Here is an 18,849-nt window from a genome sequence, read left to right on the forward strand (position 1 = left end):
CCGACGAGGAACGTGATGGAGATGGGTTGCTGTGGCTGACACGATCGCCGTCTACGGACACCGCGTCCGCCAGGCGCGGACCATCCGCCACAGCCCCATCAAGCCGCTCGCAGGGCTGCTAGACATCTCGCCATCCGCGTGGACAGCGTTGGAGCGCTCGACGACAACAGACATGCCACGGATGCGGCTGAGGATGTTGGCGACGCGGCTGCAGTTCCCCATGGAGTTCTTCCTCCAGCCGCCGGGTCTTCCCATCCACCGGGGCTCGCTCCTCTTCCGGGCCAAGAAGTCGATCAAAGCGGCCCAGGTGGACGCTCTCACGACGTTCTCAGAGATGAGCGCAGAGCTCTTGGCGTCTCTTGGTGAACATGCCACCCAGCCACCCCTGCGGTTGCCTACGTCACTGCGGCCGGGAATCACGCCGGAAGAAGCCGCTCGACAGACACGCCACGCCCTTGACGTCGCGGAAGATGAGCCGATCGGACACGTGACCCACGCCCTAGAGCGCGCTGGCGTGCCGATCGTGGTTGCAGACGTGGACATGCCTGACGCTAAGCACGACGCCTTCTCCGTCTGGGCCGGCGACTTCCACGAGCAGCCACTCGTCGTGGCGAGGCCAGTCAACTCGTGGGAACGCACTCGGTGGTCAATTGCCCACGAAGCCGGTCACCTTGCACTCCACCGCGGAACCGCCGGTGAGGTGGACGAGGAAGAGGCCAACCGATTCGCTAACGAGTTCCTCCTGCCAGCAGCAATGCTGCGGGAGGAGTGGCCCACTGCTGTGACGCTCACATCGCTAATGCCTCTGAAGCAGCGGTGGCAGATGTCGTTGGCGTCCCTGATCGTTCACGGCAAGAACCAAGGGTTGATCGAGGCCGACCGCGCTGCCGGTCTGTTCAAGCAGCTCTCAGCACGACGCGACCCAACCACAGGGGTTACTTGGCGAGTACAGGAGCCAGGTTGGGCGGACCAAGAGCCCGAACGCCCAAGACTCTTGACGGTTATGGCCGAGCGAGGACTGGGCCGCCGAGCCACGCCTGAGCTGTTCTCGAGCCTTACTGGCGGCTGGGCAGTGGACCTCATGGAACAGGTGGTGTCTGGGCAGCGGGAGGCCCCGGCCGTGGTCCAAGAGCAAGCACGCACGGCGGTCTCAGCTCTCCCCGGGAACGTGGTGGAACTTCGAAGGGCATAGTCCCTTCGGGTGCTATCCCCAGCCAGACTCTGCACATGACCCCAGAGACTGGCGTGATCATCGGTGCTGCAATCGCTGCAGTGGCCGGCGTGGTCGGCTCCCTGATCGGACTTGCCAACGCCCGGACTGCTGCACGCGCGCAGATCGCCGTTGTTGAGCTGCAGGCTGCAGCGCACCTCCACACTGAAGCCACTGCTAAGCGTCGCGAAGCCTACGCGGCAGTTGGAGCCGCAGTCGAAGCGTCCCGGCGGCAGTTCTCGGAAATGGTTCGGATCATCCAGACGAGCCGCCGCGATCCGAACGATCGCGAACGCCTTGGTCAGCGGTACGACGCTGCGGAAGCAGAGCGCGATGCTCGCATCCAGGAGCTGCATAACGCTGAGTGGACTCTTCGGCTGATGCTCCCTGCAGAGGAGCAGGCTGCGCTCACAACACTGCTCAACGCGGTGTACACGGCCACCTCGGCTCTAGACGAGTGGGGTGGCTGGGTCTTCGCCGATCACTCCCCTGAGGCCACGAGGGCGGCCTATGTGGAGTACTCCAAGGCGATGTCGACGCTGCACACCGAGCTGATGGAATTCGCGGCGAGAGTGCACTCCCTGCTGTTCGCTACGCCAGCGCAGTCAGTCAGCGGGCTGTCACAGAGACTTCGCCTCCGCCGAGGGCGCCCGAGCTAGCCTCGCGGGCTTGGCCCGCCACTGGCCCACACGCCCTGATCAGGGGCGGGGCACACGCGAGAAAGCGTGAGACAGTTCGAATATAAGAGGGGTGCCGCCGGCTTGGCGGCACCCCTTCTCACCTGGCCTTATGTGCCATACGCGGTGGGTGTGGGATTTGAACCCACGGTGACATCGCTGCCACGACGGTTTTCAAGACCGTTCCCTTAGGCCGCTCGGGCAACCCACCCAGCACCCCGGGCGCCTGTCCCGGAGCGGCTACAGACTACCGGGCGGTGCCCATTGGGTGCAGCAGCGTTCCGAGTCGTGAAGGGCCGGTCAGCTGTCACCCTCGCGTTCGCCCAGGGTCAGCTCGGCCGTCCGCTCCTTGCCGTCGCGCTCGTACGTCAGCGTGACCTTGTCGCCCGGCTTGTGGTTCCAGATCTCGCTGATCAGTGTCGGGCCGCTGTCGATCGTCTTGCCGTTGAAGCCGATGATCACGTCGCCCGGCCGCAGACCCGCCTTCGCCGCAGGGCCGTTGGAGGGCACTGCCGCCGTGCCGCCCGCGCCCTCGGTGGCGATCTTGGCACCCGTGCCGTCACCCGCCATGTCGACCGTCGCACCGATCACCGCGTACACCGGGCGGCCGGTCTTGATCAGCTGCTCGGCCACCGTCTTAGCCTGGTTGATCGGGATCGCGAAACCGAGGCCGATCGAACCGGCCTGGGACTGGCCCAGGCCGCTGCCCGCCGACTGGATGGCCGAGTTGATGCCGATGACCGCACCGTTGGAATCCAGCAGCGGACCGCCCGAGTTGCCCGGGTTGATCGAGGCGTCGGTCTGCAACGCGCTCATGTACGAGTTCTTGCCGCTTGAGCCGTCGCCGGACGCGACCGGGCGGTTCTTGGCGCTGATGATGCCCGTGGTGACCGTGTTGGACAGGCCGAAGGGGGCGCCGATCGCGATGGTCGAGTCGCCGACCACGACCTTGTCCGAGTTCCCGAGGGGCAGCGGGGCCAGACCGGCAGGGGCGTTCTTCAGCTTCAGGACGGCGACGTCGTAACCGTGGGCCCGGCCGACGACCTCGGCGTCGTACTTCTTGCCGTTGGAGAACAGCACCGACAGCGTGCCGCCGTCGGCCGCGGAGGCCACGACGTGGTTGTTGGTGAGGATGTGGCCTTCCTTGTCATAGACGAAGCCCGTGCCCGTACCCGCCTCGCCTCCGCCGTCGGGGCTGTCCATGTCGCCGCTGCCCGCCTTGGCTTCGATGGTCACCACGCTCGGCAGTGCCTTGCCCGCGACCGCCGCCACCGTGCCGGGGTCGCGCTTGAGGTCCTGCGGCGAGACGGCGGAAACCGTGGTGGAACCGGCGTCGTCGTCGTTGCGTTCCGCTGCCCAGTAGCCGATGCCGCCTCCGACACCGCCCGCCACCAGCGCCGCGACAAGCACGGCCGCGACGAGTCCGCCCGTCCGCTTGCGCCGGGGCTGGGCCGGCGGGACCGGTGCTCCCCATGCGGGACTTCCGTAGGTGGGGGCGACGGGCGGGGGCGGCCACCCGGCGCCGGGGTGCTGCGATGCGGCCGGATCCGGCTGGGAGGAGTGCCAGGGTCGCTCGGCCGCGGCCGCGGCCGTTGTCGTCGGCTCGGGGGGCTCGGAGGGCTCCGGAGATCCAGCCGCCTCGGCGGCCCCAGGCGCAGGGGATTGCGCGGGAGAAGAAGGGGATCCGTCGGCGGGGGAGGGGCCCGGCCCGGGCGGAGGACCCTCGGGAGCGGTGCCCGGCCGAGGAGGTACGGACGGGGCGGCCGGAACCGCGTTGCCCTCGTTCTCGGTGCTCACAGCTCTGTCTCCTCAGATTCCACGTCGTCGTCGGTTCGTTCCGCTTCGTCGGCACGATCCGTCCGCAGACAGCTTTTCCCACAGCACGTCAGGCCACTGTAAGCAGGAGCTGTGCGTATTCCGGCAATCCTTTACTTCCGGCGAAACGGACGCATCCCCGGGCGTCCGACCGGGCTGTGCCGGCGCTGCCGGCTCCGGACGTCCAGGACAGCCGAAGGCGGCCGGGAACGATACGTTCCGCCGCCCTCCTGCATCCGTGTGCCCCCTCCCGATGACACCATGACGCGGTGACCCAAGCACGGCAGCAACACATCCAGGTCGTCGCCCACCGAGGCGCCTCCGAGGACGCCCCCGAGCACACGCTGGCCGCCTACCGCAAGGCGATCGAGGACGGCGCGGACGCCCTCGAGTGCGATGTGCGGCTCACCGCCGACGGCCATCTCGTCTGCGTACACGACCGCCGCGTCAACCGTACGTCCAACGGCCGCGGCGCGGTCTCCGCCCTGGAACTGGCAGATCTTGCCGCCCTCGACTTCGGCTCCTGGAAGGACGCACCGGAGAGCCCGGACTGGAAAGACCCGTCCCTGACCTCGGTCCTGACCCTGGAACGCTTGCTGGAACTGGTCGCCGACTCGGGACGCCCCATCGAGCTCGCCATCGAGACCAAGCACCCCACCCGCTGGGCCGGCCAGGTCGAGGAGCGGCTGCTGAAGCTGCTCGGGCGCTTCGGCCTTGACTCGCCGCCGTCGGCCGAGGAGTCCAGAGTGCGGGTCATGAGCTTCTCCGCCCGCTCCCTGCACCGGATCGCTGTGGGCGCGCCCGCCCTGCCCACCGTGTATCTGACGCAGTTCATGACTCCGCGGCTACGGGACGGACGGCTGCCCGGCGGGGCGCGGATCGCGGGCCCCGGCATCCGGCTCGTGCGCAGCCATCCCGGTTATGTCGCCCGGCTCCAGGAGGCGGGCCACGGTGTCCATGTGTGGACCGTGAACGAACCCGAGGACGTCGAACTCTGCATCCGCCTGGGGGTGGACGCGATCATCACCAATCGCCCCAAACAGGTTCTTTCCCAACTGGGCCGCCCCTGACCGTAGTCACAGGGCGTGCCCCGGCGCGTTCCGTGCGTATTCGGTGTGTCGAGTGCGTCACTCGTCCATGGTTGGCCGGTTTCCGGTCCAGTCCATTGGGGCATTCACACCGTGGCGTGGGGCAAAGGAGGTCTCGGGGGTGGCGTTTGTGGTGGCACAGGAGGTGCCCACGTCGTCGAGCATGGCCGTACCCCATGGCCCTGCGGGCGTGGGCGAGGCTCGACACAGGATGCGTGAGCAGCTGAACCACAGCGGCGTATCCGAAGCGGTCGTCGACGATGCAGTTCTGATCCTGTCCGAACTTCTCAGCAACGCGTGTCGCCACGGCAGGCCCCTGGGCCGCGCCGATGTGGGCGACGGCGACGTCCGCGCCGCCTGGCGCGTGGACGATGCGGGCGGGCTCACGGTCGAGGTGACGGACGGAGGCGGTCCGACCCGCCCGGTTCCGGCCACGCCCTCGGTCACCGCACGCGGCGGCCGCGGGCTGAACATCATCAGGGCACTGGCCCAGGAGTGGGGCGTGCGGGACGGCGTGGGCGGTGAGGTCACCGTGTGGGTGATCGTCACCAAAGGCCACCGCCGCGAGGATTTCGCTACACGCATCGCGGGCCCGTCCTTCGAATTCGCCGACGTCTTCGACGAGCTGGACTGATCCGGCGCCTTCCGTGATCCGGACCGACGCGACGCCACGCGTCCGGTCCGTCCGGGCCTCGCGTCCCGACCCGACGCAGCCCGCCTGGGCCTCCCGTCCGAACCGACCCGGGCCGCACATCCGGACCGGACCCTGCGCCGCGCTCCCACCGACCAGGCCGCACATCCGGACCCAACGCACAGCCCCGTATCGGGCCATCCGTCACCTCTCCTTCCGCCACGCCGTCGGCCCGAGGCGCGGCACCGCTCCCCCACAGCCCCGGCAGACGGCTAGGCTCGCGCCCGACACAGCACCGCCGCATCGGGAGAAAGCCGCACCATGGCCAAGAAGCGCCCCCAGACCAAGGCGACGAACCCTCGGACCAAGGCCGGGGCCACAGGCGTCGACGAGCCCGTGCCGGTCGTGGGCGCGCGTGAGCCCTGCCCCTGTGGCTCGGGCCGCCGCTACAAGGCCTGTCACGGCCGGGCCGCCGCGCACGCCGTGACCGAACTCGTCCAGCGCCCCTTCGAGGGCCTGCCGGGCGAGTGCGACTGGGTGGCCCTGCGCGAGCTGGTGCCCGCCGCCACCGTCGAGCTGTCCCTGAAGGGCGGGCTTCCGGAGGGCGTGCCGTCCGTGACGCTCGCGACCGTCCTGCCGATGGCCTGGCCCGCGCTGCGCCGCGACGACGGCTCCGTGCTGCTCGGCCTGCAGAACGACACGCCGTCCGGCGACCTCAGCCGCGACCTCGCCGGCACCCTGCAGCGGGCATTCGCCGCCGAGCCCGGCACGCCCGTCACTGCGAGCGACCAGGCGTCAGACGTACGGCTGCAGGATCTGCTCGACCTGGACGCCGCCTTCGAGCCGGCCGTCCACTCCGGCTTCGAGTTCTGGGTTCCGGGTTCGGCCGAGCAGGCCTCCCCTGATGTGGCCGCCTCCCTCGAGCGTGCGAACGCCGCGGCGATCCCGACCGCGAAGCTGTCCGGGGTCGACGCCGCCTACTGGTGCGAGACACCCGAGAAGAACCACCTGCGCTGGGTCATGCCGCACCCCGAGGAGCGGCTGCTCGACGCCCTGGCCCGGCTGCACGCCGCGGGTGCCTCCTCGCTCGGCGAGGGCACCCGTCTGGTCGGGTCCTTCCGTGCCCACGGGCTGATGGTGCCGGTCTGGGACCTGCCGCGATCCATGGGCGCCGAGGACTGCGAGAAGCCCGCCGCCGAGTTCGCGGAGCGCCTCGCGTCCGCCCTGGAGGTCGATACTCCGCTTACTCCGGAGGAGCGCCGGGCCCGCGGCGGTCTCACCAACCGCCAGGTCACCCTCAGCTGAGAGTGACGAATACTCCGGAACTTCGGGTGACTCCAGTCACAACTCGCTCTATCGACAGGTAAATCCCTGTCCGAATAACAGAGATCGAATTTGCGAACCGCAGATCTCTTGTTACCGTTCTAGAAGCCCGGTCGCTGGTGCATCCCCCGTCGCCAGCGACCGGGCGCTTCTATTTCCGGAGCGTTCGGTTCCTCAACGACCCATCCCTATACGGGAGTTGCTCCCGGACCGCAGCAGCAGCGGCGCGTCGGCGCCGGCCCATGCGGCGGCGAACTCCGCGATGGCGAAGTAGTGCGACGGCGTACCCAGCGAACCTTCCCGAGGAGTTTCGCACGTGCCCGGCTCGTCGCCCCCCTCGACCCGGCAGTTCGTCTGCCAGGTGCGCCCGCCGGGGCCCATCAAGGTCAACACGGACGTCAATTCCTCACCCGTCGCATTGCGGTAATACGTACGCGCCCAGGTCTCCCCGCCCCCGCTCAGGACGCACGTCTGCGCCACGACTCTGTCCGGGGAGGCGAGTTCCGGCCCACATCGCTCGGAGGCGTGCGGTGGGACCTGCTCGCCGACTCCAGTACCATGCGCCCCTTCGTGCCCGGCCGCCCCGTCGGCTGCACCGAGCCCCGAGAGCAGGTCCGCCGCGGATCCGGCGGCCCCGTCCCCGGCTCCGCCGGTCCTGCGGCCCTCCCCGCCGGACGACCGTGATCCGGCGCCTGGGACGCCGGCCGTTCCGGCCGACGCGGCGAGCGGGAACAGCGTGGCGACGGCCACCACAGCGGCGAGCCCGATCATGCGGAGATTCATGGGCCACCTGCCGACTGCGCGCGAATTACGGACGGTTGCGGCGAAGGTATCCACGAAATGCGCGCGCCCAGATCGGCGCGCGCCCAATTCCGTGACTAGTCGGCCCGGCTCCTACCCGTACGAGTGACGCAGCGGGCCGCGCCGCACCTCGGAGACCGGTCATCCGGCACGCGGGCCCGCCCGCGACGAACGCCTCGTGCCGAGGACCGGACGTCAGTAGGCGAGCCGGCTGCCCTCGCCCGCCTCCGGCGGGTACAGCCCGCTGTCGGGTGCGCTGCTCGCACTCGCCTCGACCAGCGCGTCCACCACCGCCTCCACGTCCGGCAGCCAGGGCGCGGCCGACCCCGGCAGCGGCGCCCGCTCCCAGCGCGCCTGCCCGGTCCCCGTCTCCGAGGGCGGCAGCACCAGATAGCCGCCCTCGCCGTGAAACCGCAGCGAACTGGGCACGCAGTCCTTGACGAAGAGCAGCTCGCCGAGTTGCTCCAAGCTGTACGGGGCGACCAGCAGCGACCACCGGGTGGGCGTGGCGACGACGGGGCCGAGGCGCATGTCCATGCCGTCGAGCACGGCCAGCGCCCGGGCCGCTGCGACGGCGGGCAGGCTCAGTGCGCAGGGCGCACGGCCGCCGGTGGCCAGCACGACGGGTGCGGTGGGCCGGTTGGTCCACCACCAGCGAATCATCTGCTCGTCGGTGGTGGCCGCCAGGAGTCCTGGGTCGAAGGGGTGCGCGCCGGGGACGACGCACTCCGGGTCGGGGCAGGCGCAGCCGCGCCCGCGGTCACCGCCGCTTCTTCCGGAGGCTTCCGGGGAGCCGCCCACCGCGGTCGTCGTTCCCACACCGGGAAGCACGGGCCAGCCCCACTCGGCGGCGCAGGTGAGGGCCGCTGCGAGTGGGAGCGGCCCCTTCTTGCGCCGGTACCGAAGCCTGCGTCGCCTTCCGAGGATCTCGCGCATGAGCGCTCGTTCCTTTCCGTTGAACGCCGGGTCCACATCACAACACGTGTGCATGACTTCACTGTGCGTACAAATGCGTACTGATCGGCGCGTCACCGCCCGTGCCACTGGCATGGGCGCCCCCTCGGTGCCTGCGGCAGGATCGCCGCCCGAGGGCCGAACGTCGGCTGTAGTCCATTAAACGCATGGCGAGGGGTGGCGCGCGCCTGGCGCTTGCTGTCCCGCTCTGAACTTCCCCGCCACTCGAGGATGGGGCGCGGCCCTTTGGCTTTGAGACGCTCGGGCCCGCTGCCAGGTTCCGGGGGCGGTCCAACTGCCCCTGGCCATCACCGTCTACGTACACGTACCCAGCACGCTTGCAATGACGCTCTCCCTGGAGTCTGCACCCCGGGGCCCCCTGCCGAACGCCCTCAGTCGACCGCAGACATCCGCCATCGGGTGCTTTTTTCAGCCAAGTTAACAGTCCTGCAGACACCATCAATCCCACCGGGACAATGCTGGACATCACCTTGCGTGTGCGTGTAGATGTGGATGCATGGGTAGCGGCGCAGATGGACATGGGGGTTTGCGATGCTATTGAGCGAAACACACCTGCCGGAAAGCCGGCAGCCGTGAGCGCCCCGCACCTGCCGAAAGTGGCCGGAATCGATTCAACGGTCCCCGCGCCGACTCATAATCCTGCTCCGCTGCCCCCCGTACATGCCGCACCGCCCGCGCCTGGTGCGGTGATCCAGGACCGGCTGGCCGGCTGGGTCTCCGACCTCACCACCCTCCATGAGCTCACCGAGCGTCTGATCAGGACCTCCACGCTCGACGACGCGCTCGACGAACTGCTGAGTGCGGGTGCCGCACTGGTCGGAGCCCGCCGCGGGATGGTCGTCCTCGAACCGCCCGGCGACCCCGCGCGCGACGGCGCGTTCAGCGCCGGAAGCGGTCCGGCGCGCACCAGGGGCCTCGGCCTCAGCCACGCCGACCTCGGCCACATCGAGACCGTGCCGCGCGAGGTCACGGCGTACGGCTCGATCCTGGACGGTCGTCACCACGGCACCGTCCACGGTCCCCCCGCCGCCGTTCCCGGACCGGTCGCCCACCCCGATCTGCTCGCCGACGACTCGCTGCATCCGCTGCACCGCGAGGTCGCCGTCCGCCTCGGCTACGCCGCGAGTTACACATCGCCGCTGTCCACCGAGGAGTCCGGCACGCTCGGCGCGGCCGTCTGGTTCTACGACGAACCGGCCTCCCCCGTCGAGCGCCAGATCCATCTCGCGGGCCTCTACATGCGCTACGCGACCGAGCACCTCGCCCGCCTGCTGGAGCTGGAGCGCGCCCGCGCCACCGCCCTGACCGTGGCCGAGGAACTGCTGCCCAGCCGGCTGCCCCGGGTGCCCGGTGTGCAGCTCGCGGCGCGGCACCGGAGCGGACCACGCGGCGGCGGCGACTGGTTCGACGCGCTGCCGCTGCCCGAAGGCGCGCTCGGGCTGGCGGTCGGATCGGTCAGCGGATCGGGCCCCAGCGCGCTCGCCGCGATGGGCCGGCTGCGCGCCTCCCTGCGGGCGTACGCCGTGATGGAGGGCGAGGACCCGGTCGCGGTCCTCTCCGATCTGGAACTGCTGCTGCGCCTGACCGAGCCCGCGCGCACCGCGACGGCCCTGTTCGCGTACGCCGAACCGGCCTCCCGCAAGATCGTCCTGGCCGGGGCGGGACACACCCCGCCGCTGGTGATCGGGGAGCGCCGCACGGAGTTCGTCGAGACCTCGCTGTCGGCGCCGCTGGGCATGCTCGCCTGCTGGGAGGCGCCCAGTGTGGAGCTGTCAACGCAGCCTGGAGAAACGGTGCTGCTGTACACCGACGGGCTGCTCCGGCGCACCGGCGACCCCATGGACCGGGCGTTCGCACGGCTGCACTCGGCCGCGGTGAGCGTGCCGAAAGCGGCCAGGAACGATCCCGCGGCGATCGCCGACCACGTGCTCCACACCATGCTGCCGCAGGGACTGGACCAGGCGGACGACGGCGAGGACGTCGTCCTGCTGGCTGCCCGTTTCGACTGATTCACCACTTCTCACAGGACCGCTCCGCCGCTCTTCCCCTCGCACATACGATGGAGACGCCCCTCCCGCCCGAACGGCGGCCGGGGCCCATTCTCGTATCGCGAAGGCCGACAGGCCCAGGAGGCAGACGTGGCGGAGGAACTCACCCCGGAGACCCCGGAAGAGGACGAGCAGCCGGTCAAGCAGCGCAAGAACGGCCTGTACCCGGGTGTGTCCGACGAGCTGGCCGAGAACATGACGACCGGCTGGGCCGACACCGAGCTGCGCGATCTCGAGCCCATCGCGCAGGCCGCGCAGACCGCCGCCCGCCGTGCGGCGCTCTCGGCGCGCTTCCCCGGCGAGCGCCTGGTGATCCCCGCGGGCAACCTCAAGACCCGCTCGAACGACACCGAGTACAGCTTCCGCGCCTCCACCGAGTACGCGTACCTGACCGGCGACCAGACGGAGGACGGCGTCCTCGTCCTCGAGCCCAGGGGTGACGGCCACGTCGCCACCGTGTACGTGCTGCCGCGCTCCAACCGGGAGAACGGTGAGTTCTGGCTGTCCGGACAGGGCGAGCTGTGGGTCGGCCGCCGCCACTCGCCGGCCGAGGCCGAGCAGTTGCTCGGCATCCCCGCCGCGGACGTGCGCGAGCTGCCCGAGAAGCTGCGCGAGGCGACCGGTCCCGTCCGTGTCGTCCGCGGTCACGACGCCGGCATCGAGGCCGCCCTCACCGACAAGGTGACCGCCGAGCGCGACGAGGAACTGCGCGTCCACCTCTCCGAGGCACGTGTCGTCAAGGACGACTTCGAGATCGCTGAGCTGCAGAAGGCGTGCGACGCGACCACCCGCGGTTTCGAGGACGTCGTCAAGGTCCTGGACAAGGCCGAGGCGACCAGCGAGCGCTACATCGAGGGCACGTTCTTCCTGCGCGCCCGTGTCGAGGGCAACGACGTCGGCTACGGCTCCATCTGCGCCGCCGGTCCCCACGCCACCACCCTCCACTGGGTCCGCAACGACGGCCCCGTCCGCTCGGGCGACCTGCTCCTTCTCGACGCCGGTGTGGAGACCACCACCCTCTACACCGCCGACGTCACCCGCACCCTGCCCATCAGCGGCCGATACACCGTCCTCCAGCGCAAGATCTACGACGCGGTCTACGAGGCCCAGGAAGCCGGCATCGCAGCAGTGAAGCCGGGTGCCAAGTACCGCGACTTCCACGACGCCGCCCAGCGCGTCCTCGCCGAGAAGCTCGTCGAATGGGGGCTCGTCGAAGGCCCCGTCGAGCGCGTCCTCGAGCTCGGCCTCCAGCGCCGCTGGACCCTCCACGGCACCGGCCACATGCTCGGCATGGACGTCCACGACTGCGCCGCCGCCCGCACCGAGACCTACGTCGACGGCACGCTGGAGCCGGGCATGTGCCTGACCGTCGAGCCCGGACTGTACTTCCAGGCCGACGACCTGACCGTGCCCGAGGAGTACCGGGGCATCGGCGTCCGCATCGAGGACGACATCCTCGTCACCGAGGACGGAAACCGGAACCTCTCCGCCGCGCTGCCGCGCCAGGCCGACGAGGTCGAGGCCTGGATGGCCGCCCTGCGCCAGGGCTGAACCGGTACCGACGACGAGGGCGCGCCGCTCAGGAGACTCCGAGCAGCGCGCCCTCGCGCCATTTGAGGATCTTGTCGAAGCTGACCACCGCGCCCCGCCCCGGTCGGCTGCGGACATGGACGTGGTCGGCGAGCTGCTCGATCAGACAGAGCCCCCGGCCGCTCTCCGCGGACGACGGTGCGGTGTGCCCGCACAGCGAGCCGCGCCGCGGGACGAAGCCGGGCCCCGAATCCGCCACCTCGATACGGCACTTCTCGCCGTCCAGGTACGCCGTCACCCGGTATCCCCCCGACGCGCCGTGTGCGTCCGCGCCGCCACCATGCTCCACGGCGTTCGCACACGCCTCGGTGAGGGCCACCGACAGGTCGTAGGAGATGTCCGGGTCGACGCCCGCGGTCTCCATCGTGCCGAGCAGCAGCCGGCGGGCGAGCGGCACGCTCGCAGCCTCACGCCGCAGATGGAGGGACCACCAGATGCTCATGCTCCAGCCTCCTGGCCGCGGCTCGACATACCGATACGTATTGCCCGTGAGCACGCTCCGTAAGCACACGGTCGCTGTGGCGGCCCTCGTTCGGCGGATGCGGAGGCGCGTTCCCCGGTGTATGTCGGCAGCCCGGGCCGAAAAGGGGATCTTCCGGACCTGCCGTACGGGCGCGAACGGCGCAGTGCGATGATGACCCGGCCATGTCGTCCACGCATCACGCACGCGCCGGAGCCGGTCTGCGGCTGCTGAGGGCCGCGGTGTTCACCGCGGTCTGCGTCGTGCTGTCCGGGACCGGACATGTGCTGGCCGCCTGCGAGGGCGTTCCGCTGTGGACGCTCGCGCTCGGGAGCGCCGGGATCTTCGCGCTGGTCGTGCCGTTCACGGGACGGCAGCGTTCGCTGCCGTCCATCGCGGCCGTACTGACCGCCGGACAGCTCGGGCTGCACTCGCTGTTCGGCATCGGACAGAGCCGGCTGCACCTGGCACAGACCGCCGACGACGCGCTGATCAGGACGGCCGCCAAGCTGATCTGCGGCGCGGGGGCCGCCTCGCTCAGCGCCACCGACGCGCGGCGCATCCTCACCATGGCCGGCATCGACCCGGCCGCGCACACCGCTCACGCGCATGTCGCCGCGGCGGCGACGGCGGGCCCCGAGATGCCCTCGCCGGCCATGGTGCTCGGCCACCTGCTGGCCGGTGTCGCGACCGGGCTGCTGCTGCGGCGCGGGGACGCGGCACTGCTGCGGCTGATGCTGCTGTCCGCCGACTCCGCGCATGAGGTCGCCGAGACGGCGCGGCTGCGCGCCCTGCGGGCGGCCGTCGTACTCGTAGGGGCCCTGCATGCCGGTCTGCCCGGCACGCCGGCGCACCTGCCCCGCCCGGCGGCGCACATGGCAGGGCCGCCTCCGCCGACGGCCGGCGAGGTTCTCCAGCACACGGTGATCAGGCGCGGGCCACCGCGCGTATTGGTGCTCAACGCCTAGTCGCGGCTCGCTCGACGGGAGCGGAGCCGCCGTGTCCGCGCACGCCGGTGCGCCGGGGCACCCTCGTCTCTCCTTCACCGTGGAGTCTTTGCCAGCATGAACGTCTACCGCGTTGCCGCCGCTGCCGTCGCCGCCGCCACATCCGTCGTCGCCCTCTCGGGCGCCGCCTTCGCGCACGTCGGCGTGCAGCCGCAGGGCGAGGCCGCCAAGGGCGGCTACGCCACCGTCAACGTCAAGGTCCCCAACGAGCGCGACAACGCCTCGACCGTCAAGGTGGAGGTCGCCATGCCCTCCGAGCACCCGCTGGCGTCCGTGATGCCGCAGCCGGTGCCCGGCTGGAAGGTCGAGGTCACCAGGGCCGAGCTCGACAAGCCGCTGGAGGTGCACGGCAAGCAGATCACCGAGGCCGTCTCCAAGGTCACCTGGACCGCCGACGGCTCGAAGATCGGCCCCGGCCAGTTCCAGCAGTTCCCCCTCTCCCTCGGCCGGCTGCCCGAGGACACCGACCGTATGGTCTTCAAGGCGATCCAGACCTACGACAACAAGGAGGTCGTGCGCTGGATCGAGGAGCCGAAGGAAGGCGGCGAGGAGCCCGAGTCCCCCGCTCCCGTGCTGAAGCTCTCCGCCGCGGCCGACGACCACCACGGCGGGGGCGCGGCAGGCGCCGCCGAAGACAGCAGGAACGGCGGCCACGACAAGGCGGCCTCGCACACCGAGGCCGCGGCCTCCTCCTCCGACGGCAGTGACTCCACGGCCCGCGTCCTGGGGGTCGTCGGCATCGTCGTCGGCGTCGCGGGCGTGGCCTTCGGGGTCCTGGCCGGCCGCCGCCGCAGCTCCTGAAGCCCCCGATCCACCACGTCTGGAAACTGAACACCATGCGTAACAAGACCCCGCTCGCGGCCGCCCTCGTCGTGGCCGCCGGGCTCTCCCTGTCCGCCTGCGCAACCGCTGACGAACAAGCGGCGGCAAAGCCCGACTTCGACATCTCGGCGCAGAAGAAGACCGAGGCCGCGACGGTGCTCGAAGAGCCGAAGACCAAGCCGGACCTCGTCCTGACCGACACCCGCGGCGAGAGGTTCGACCTGCGGGAGCGGACCAAGGGCAAGCCGACGCTGATCTACTTCGGCTACACCCACTGTCCCGACGTCTGCCCGCTGACGATGAGCAACATCGCCATCGCCAGGAAGCAGCTGCCCAAGGCCGATCAGGACAAGCTCCAGGTCGTGTTCGTCACCACCGACCCGGAGCGGGACACCTCCGCCGAACTCGCCAAGTGGCTGCCGAGCGCGGGTGATCCGTCCTTCATCGGGCTGACCGGCGACTTCCCCGCCATCCAGGCGGGCGCACGCGCGATCGGCATCGGCATCGACCCGCCGAAGAAGGAGAAGGACGGCACCGTCGTCTCCATGCACGGCGCCCAGGTCATCGCGTTCTCGCCGAAGACCGACAAGGGATACGTCCTGTACGGCGAGGACACCACGGCCGACGACTGGGCCAAGGACCTGCCGAAGTTGATCAAGGGGGAGACCCCGTGATCCGCCGGCGTACTCCGCTCGCCGTCGCCGTCGCCGTGGGAGCCTGCCTGACGCTCGCGGGCTGCTCGGCGGACGACGGCCCGGAGTTGACGGTCAGCGGCGCCTTCATGCCGCAGCCCGTCGACGACATGGCCGCCGGGTTCCTCACCGTCGAGAACAGCGGCGCCACGGCGGACAAGCTCACCTCGGTCACCAGCGACATCGCGGACGACGTGACCATCCACGAGTCGAGGAACCAGAGGATGCGGCAGGTGACGTCGTTCGACATTCCCGCCGACGGCACGCTCGCTCTCGAACGCGGCGGCAGCCACATCATGTTCATGGCGCTGAAGCAGCGGCCGAAGCAGGGCGACACAGTCGCGGTCGAGCTGCACTTCGAGAAGTCGGACCCGATCACGGTGGAGGTCCCCGTCAAGGAGACCGCCTACCGCCCGCAGAAGCACTGAGCAGTGAGGGACTGATCGCATGATGACAGCCACCGCCCCGCGCTTCGGCCCGTCCCGGCTGCGGCTGCTGCTCACGGCGGCCGTGCTCGTCGGCACGCTCATCGGCGCACTGCTCGCCGCGGCGGGCCCGGCCGCGGCGCATGCCGCGCTGCTCGCGAGCGATCCGAAGGACGGGGCGGTGGTGCCCACCGCGCCCAAGGAGGTCACGCTCACCTTCTCCGAGCAGATCGCCATGGGCGACGACTCGATCCGCGTGCTCGAACCCAGCGGAAAGCGCGCCGACACCGCCGAGGTCCGCGACCTGGGCTCCGGCGGCAGCGTCCGCTACGGCGTCGCCCTGCACGCGGGCCTGCCCAACGGCACGTACACCGTGGCCTGGCAGGCGGTCTCGGCGGACAGCCACCCCGTCGCCGGAGCCTTCACCTTCTCCATCGGCACACCGTCGAAGACCACGGTCGCGCTGCCCGACCAGGAGGCCGGCGGCGGAGCCGTCGGCGTGCTGTACGGGATCGCGCGTTACGCCTCGTACGCGGGCTTCGTCCTGCTCACCGGCGGCGCGGCCTTCGTGCTCCTGTGCTGGCGGCGCGGTGCGTCCGTACGGCCCGTGCAGCGGCTGGTCGCCCACGGCTGGGTGACACTCACCGCGGCCACCCTGGCGATGCTGCTGCTGCGGTCCCCCTACACCGGGTCGGGCGCACTCGCGGACGTGCTCGACCTCGGCCGGCTGGGGGACGTGCTGGAGACCAAGACCGGAGCCGCGCTCGTCTCCCGGCTGCTGCTGCTCGGCGCCGCCGCGCTCTTCGTCGCGGTGCTGTTCGGCGCGTACGCCCGCTCGTTGCCCACGGCCGGTCTGCCCGAGGGCGCGTCCCCTGAGGACGAGGAGTCGAAGGCGGACGAGGACAAACGCAAGGACCTCACCTTCGGGCTCGCCATGGGCGGCACCGTCGTCGCGGCCGGGATCGCCGCGACGTGGGCGCTGTCGGAGCACGCCTCCACCGGCCTCCAGCCGGGGCTCGCCATGCCCGTGGACGTCCTGCACCTGCTGGCCGTCGCGGTCTGGCTCGGCGGCCTGGCCACCCTGCTGACCGCGCTGTACCGCGGGCCGGCCGTGGAGCGCGCGGCCGTGCAGCGGTTCTCCACGGCCGCGTTCTTCAGCGTGGTCGTGCTGGCCGTGACCGGGCTCTACCAGTCGTGGCGGCAGGTCGGCTCGTGGTCGGCGCTCACCGGGACGCGGTACGGCGGGCTGCTGCTGCTCAAGATCGGCCTCGTGGCGGTGCTGGTCGCCGTCGCATGGATCTCGCGGCGCTGGACCGCGCGCCTGTCGGAGGTCAGGGAGGCTGCCGCAGAAGCGGACCAGGCGGCCACGGAGTCCGTCCGGGAAGCGGACGGCGAAGCTCCGGCCGACCCGGTCCGCGCCGCTCAACTCGCCCGTCAGAAGGCCGCCGTGGCCACCGCCGAGCGCCGACGCACCAGGGACTCCGACGCGGAACGCTCCGGACTGCGCCGTACGGTCCTGGCCGAGGCGGCCGTCGCGGTCGTGCTGCTGGGCGTGACGACCGTGCTCACCTCGACCGAACCGGGGCGCACGCAGGAGGCGGCCGCGCGCGGCGGCGAGCAGTCGTCCGCTCCCGCGCCCACCGGGCCCGCCGAGATCGAGGTCCCCTTCGACACCGGCGGCGAGCAGGGCCAGGGCACCGTACGGCTCAGCCTCGACCCCGCGCGGCCCGGTGCGAACGAGATGCATGTGTGGACTGAGACGCCGGACGGCAAGCCGCTGGACGCCCCCGAGCTGAAGGTGTCCTTCACGCTGGAGGCGAAGGAGATCGGTCCGCTGCCGATCACTCCCGACCGTGTGGCGGCGGGACACTGGAGCGCGAGTGCGGTCCAGATCCCCATGCCGGGCAGCTGGCGGGTCAAGGTGACCGTGCGGACCTCCGACATCGACCAGACCACCGTCGACAAGAACATCGAGATCGGCTGAACACCAGTGAGCAACAACGAGATCTCCAGACGCCGGCTGCTCGGCACCGCCGGCGCCGCGGGCGCGACCGGGCTGATGCTCGGCACCGCCGGCGGCGCGGCCGCGTACGCCGCCTCCTCCGACGCCCCGACGCCACTGACCGCGGTCGGCGCCACAGGTATCGCCTTCCACGGCACGCATCAGGCGGGGATCACCGATCCGCAGCAGGCCCACGGGCATCTGGTCGCCTTCGACCTGGCGCCCGGCGCGGGGCGCAAGGAGGCGGCCGCGCTGATGCGGCGCTGGTCGGCCCTGGCGGCGGACCTGATGGCAGGGCGGTCGGCAGCGGACGGTGACACGGGCATCGCGCTCGATGCCGGGCCGTCGTCGCTGACCGTCACCTTCGGGTTCGGCCGCACCTTCTTCGACCGTACGTCTCTGGTCGCCGAGCGCCCCGCCGAGCTGGACCCATTGCCTGCCTTCTCCTCCGACCAACTCGATCCCCGGCGCTCCGACGGTGATTTGTGGGTGCAGGTAGGCGCGGACGACGCGCTCGTCGCCTTCCACGCGCTGCGCGCGCTCCAGAAGGCGGCGGGCGAAGCGGCTCGCGTGCGCTGGCAGATGAACGGCTTCAACCGTTCCCCGGGCGCGACCGCCGCACCGATGACCGCGCGCAACCTGATGGGCCAGGTCGACGGCACGGGCAACCCGAAGCCGTCCGAACCGGACTTCCAGCAGCGCGTCTTCGTGCCGCCGACGACGAAGCACACCTGGATGGCGGGCGGTTCGTACGCCGTCGTGCGCCGCATCCGGATGCTGCTCGACGACTGGGAGAAGCTTCCGCTGAAGAAGCAGGAGCAGGTCATCGGGCGCCGCAAATCCGACGGCGCCCCGCTGACGGGGGGCACGGAGACGACCGAGCCCGCCCTCGACGAGACCGGTCCTGACGGCAGGCTCGTGATCCCCGAGAACGCGCACGCGCGGATCTCCGCGCCCGAGCAGAACGGCGGCGCCGCGATGCTGCGGCGGCCCTTCTCCTTCCACGACGGGATCGACACCGACGGCACGCCCGACGCGGGACTGCTCTTCGTCTGCTGGCAGGCCGATCCGCTGCGCGGCTTCGTGCCGGTGCAGCGCAAGCTCGACCGGGGCGACGCGCTGTCGGCATTCATCCGGCACGAGGCGAGTGGGCTGTTCGCGGTGCCGGGCGGTCCGGCGAAGGGCGAGTACGTGGGGCAGCGGCTGCTAGAGAGCTGAGCCGCGCGGCGGGCCGTCGCGGGGCCCGCCCGGGCCGCCCGGACCGGGGACGGCACGGCGGACCG

General features: G+C 70.9%; 17 protein-coding genes and 1 tRNA gene. 13 read left to right on the forward strand and 5 right to left on the reverse strand.

Annotated elements, in window-relative coordinates:
- Window positions 1-31: 31 nt before the first annotated feature.
- Both J7E88_RS35975 and J7E88_RS18030 read left to right on the forward strand, forming a co-directional pair.
- Complete coding sequence (locus J7E88_RS35975) at window positions 32-1,192, forward strand: ImmA/IrrE family metallo-endopeptidase (protein ID WP_215182254.1); 1,161 nt, start codon at window positions 32-34, stop codon at window positions 1,190-1,192.
- Between the two features lie 35 nt (window positions 1,193-1,227).
- Window positions 1,228-1,869, forward strand: a complete 642-nt coding sequence (locus J7E88_RS18030) for a hypothetical protein (RefSeq protein WP_215182256.1) — start codon at window positions 1,228-1,230, stop codon at window positions 1,867-1,869.
- A gap of 142 nt (window positions 1,870-2,011) precedes the next feature.
- Here J7E88_RS18030 and J7E88_RS18035 read toward each other — a convergent pair.
- Window positions 2,012-2,098: transfer RNA gene (locus J7E88_RS18035), tRNA-Ser, on the reverse strand.
- A gap of 89 nt (window positions 2,099-2,187) precedes the next feature.
- A complete protein-coding gene (locus J7E88_RS18040) occupies window positions 2,188-3,684 on the reverse strand; it encodes a trypsin-like peptidase domain-containing protein (protein WP_215182258.1) in 1,497 nt (498 codons plus the stop codon).
- Between the two features lie 287 nt (window positions 3,685-3,971).
- Here J7E88_RS18040 and J7E88_RS18045 point away from each other — a divergent pair, with 287 nt between their 5' ends.
- The 3 genes from J7E88_RS18045 (at window position 3,972) to J7E88_RS18055 (ending at window position 6,726) form a co-directional block, all read left to right on the forward strand.
- The gene (locus tag J7E88_RS18045; protein ID WP_215182260.1) at window positions 3,972-4,772 is read left to right on the forward strand and encodes a glycerophosphodiester phosphodiesterase; all 801 of its coding nucleotides are present in this window, start codon (window positions 3,972-3,974) and stop codon (window positions 4,770-4,772) included.
- A gap of 67 nt (window positions 4,773-4,839) precedes the next feature.
- Window positions 4,840-5,424, forward strand: coding sequence for an ATP-binding protein (locus J7E88_RS18050; protein WP_251022814.1), 585 nt, complete (start codon window positions 4,840-4,842; stop codon window positions 5,422-5,424).
- 318 nt (window positions 5,425-5,742) lie between these two features.
- Entirely contained in the window at window positions 5,743-6,726 is a 984-nt protein-coding gene (locus tag J7E88_RS18055) for a DUF5926 family protein (RefSeq protein WP_215182264.1), read from the forward strand.
- Between the two features lie 192 nt (window positions 6,727-6,918).
- Here the strand turns inward: J7E88_RS18055 and J7E88_RS18060 are convergent, their stop codons facing one another.
- The gene (locus J7E88_RS18060) at window positions 6,919-7,527 is read right to left on the reverse strand and encodes a hypothetical protein (RefSeq protein ID WP_215182266.1); all 609 of its coding nucleotides are present in this window, start codon (window positions 7,525-7,527) and stop codon (window positions 6,919-6,921) included.
- Window positions 7,528-7,740: 213 nt separating this feature from the next.
- A complete protein-coding gene (locus J7E88_RS18065; RefSeq protein WP_215182268.1) occupies window positions 7,741-8,481 on the reverse strand; it encodes a bifunctional DNA primase/polymerase in 741 nt (246 codons plus the stop codon).
- Window positions 8,482-8,975: 494 nt separating this feature from the next.
- On the opposite strand from J7E88_RS18065, the gene J7E88_RS18070 reads away from it, so the two are divergent.
- Together J7E88_RS18070 and J7E88_RS18075 are read left to right on the forward strand one after the other, a co-directional pair.
- Entirely contained in the window at window positions 8,976-10,529 is a 1,554-nt protein-coding gene (locus J7E88_RS18070; protein ID WP_215182269.1) for a PP2C family protein-serine/threonine phosphatase, read from the forward strand.
- 129 nt (window positions 10,530-10,658) lie between these two features.
- Window positions 10,659-12,119 carry an aminopeptidase P family protein gene (locus tag J7E88_RS18075; protein ID WP_215182271.1) on the forward strand — a complete coding sequence of 487 codons (1,461 nt, stop codon included), beginning with the start codon at window positions 10,659-10,661 and terminating at the stop codon, window positions 12,117-12,119.
- A gap of 28 nt (window positions 12,120-12,147) precedes the next feature.
- On the opposite strand, the gene J7E88_RS18080 is transcribed toward J7E88_RS18075, so the two are convergent.
- A complete protein-coding gene (locus tag J7E88_RS18080) occupies window positions 12,148-12,600 on the reverse strand; it encodes an ATP-binding protein (RefSeq protein ID WP_215182273.1) in 453 nt (150 codons plus the stop codon).
- Window positions 12,601-12,803: 203 nt separating this feature from the next.
- Here J7E88_RS18080 and J7E88_RS18085 point away from each other — a divergent pair, with 203 nt between their 5' ends.
- The 6 genes from J7E88_RS18085 (at window position 12,804) to efeB (ending at window position 18,784) form a co-directional block, all read left to right on the forward strand.
- Window positions 12,804-13,586, forward strand: a complete 783-nt coding sequence (locus J7E88_RS18085) for a hypothetical protein (RefSeq protein WP_215182275.1) — start codon at window positions 12,804-12,806, stop codon at window positions 13,584-13,586.
- 96 nt (window positions 13,587-13,682) lie between these two features.
- Complete coding sequence (locus J7E88_RS18090; RefSeq protein ID WP_215182277.1) at window positions 13,683-14,426, forward strand: YcnI family protein; 744 nt, start codon at window positions 13,683-13,685, stop codon at window positions 14,424-14,426.
- 35 nt (window positions 14,427-14,461) lie between these two features.
- The gene (locus tag J7E88_RS18095; protein ID WP_215182279.1) at window positions 14,462-15,121 is read left to right on the forward strand and encodes an SCO family protein; all 660 of its coding nucleotides are present in this window, start codon (window positions 14,462-14,464) and stop codon (window positions 15,119-15,121) included.
- Complete coding sequence (locus J7E88_RS18100) at window positions 15,121-15,567, forward strand: copper chaperone PCu(A)C (RefSeq protein ID WP_215182548.1); 447 nt, start codon at window positions 15,121-15,123, stop codon at window positions 15,565-15,567. The genes J7E88_RS18095 and J7E88_RS18100 overlap by 1 nt, the downstream gene beginning before the upstream one ends.
- Window positions 15,568-15,589: 22 nt before the next feature.
- Window positions 15,590-17,548, forward strand: a complete 1,959-nt coding sequence (locus tag J7E88_RS18105) for a copper resistance protein CopC (RefSeq protein WP_215182550.1) — start codon at window positions 15,590-15,592, stop codon at window positions 17,546-17,548.
- Window positions 17,549-17,554: 6 nt separating this feature from the next.
- Entirely contained in the window at window positions 17,555-18,784 is a 1,230-nt protein-coding gene (efeB, locus tag J7E88_RS18110; protein ID WP_215182281.1) for an iron uptake transporter deferrochelatase/peroxidase subunit, read from the forward strand.
- The last annotated feature ends 65 nt before the right edge of the window (window positions 18,785-18,849 follow it).

It is taken from the genome of Streptomyces sp. ISL-10 (genome assembly GCF_018614575.1).
In the GTDB taxonomy this organism is placed as follows: domain Bacteria; phylum Actinomycetota; class Actinomycetes; order Streptomycetales; family Streptomycetaceae; genus Streptomyces.

Excerpts from the sequence above, each read along its gene's own strand:
- J7E88_RS18095 (WP_215182279.1), top strand. The coding sequence starts at position 14,462 with ATGCGTAACAAGACCCCGCTCGCGGCCGCCCTCGTCGTGGCCGCCGGG.
- J7E88_RS18080 (WP_215182273.1), bottom strand. The coding sequence starts at position 12,600 with ATGAGCATCTGGTGGTCCCTCCATCTGCGGCGTGAGGCTGCGAGCGTG.
- J7E88_RS18105 (WP_215182550.1), top strand. The coding sequence starts at position 15,590 with ATGACAGCCACCGCCCCGCGCTTCGGCCCGTCCCGGCTGCGGCTGCTG.
- J7E88_RS18065 (WP_215182268.1), bottom strand. The coding sequence starts at position 8,481 with ATGCGCGAGATCCTCGGAAGGCGACGCAGGCTTCGGTACCGGCGCAAG.
- J7E88_RS18070 (WP_215182269.1), top strand. The coding sequence starts at position 8,976 with ATGCTGGACATCACCTTGCGTGTGCGTGTAGATGTGGATGCATGGGTA.
- J7E88_RS18055 (WP_215182264.1), top strand. The coding sequence starts at position 5,743 with ATGGCCAAGAAGCGCCCCCAGACCAAGGCGACGAACCCTCGGACCAAG.
- J7E88_RS18085 (WP_215182275.1), top strand. The coding sequence starts at position 12,804 with ATGTCGTCCACGCATCACGCACGCGCCGGAGCCGGTCTGCGGCTGCTG.
- J7E88_RS18060 (WP_215182266.1), bottom strand. The coding sequence starts at position 7,527 with ATGAATCTCCGCATGATCGGGCTCGCCGCTGTGGTGGCCGTCGCCACG.
- J7E88_RS18050 (WP_251022814.1), top strand. The coding sequence starts at position 4,840 with ATGGTTGGCCGGTTTCCGGTCCAGTCCATTGGGGCATTCACACCGTGG.
- J7E88_RS18030 (WP_215182256.1), top strand. The coding sequence starts at position 1,228 with ATGACCCCAGAGACTGGCGTGATCATCGGTGCTGCAATCGCTGCAGTG.
- J7E88_RS18090 (WP_215182277.1), top strand. The coding sequence starts at position 13,683 with ATGAACGTCTACCGCGTTGCCGCCGCTGCCGTCGCCGCCGCCACATCC.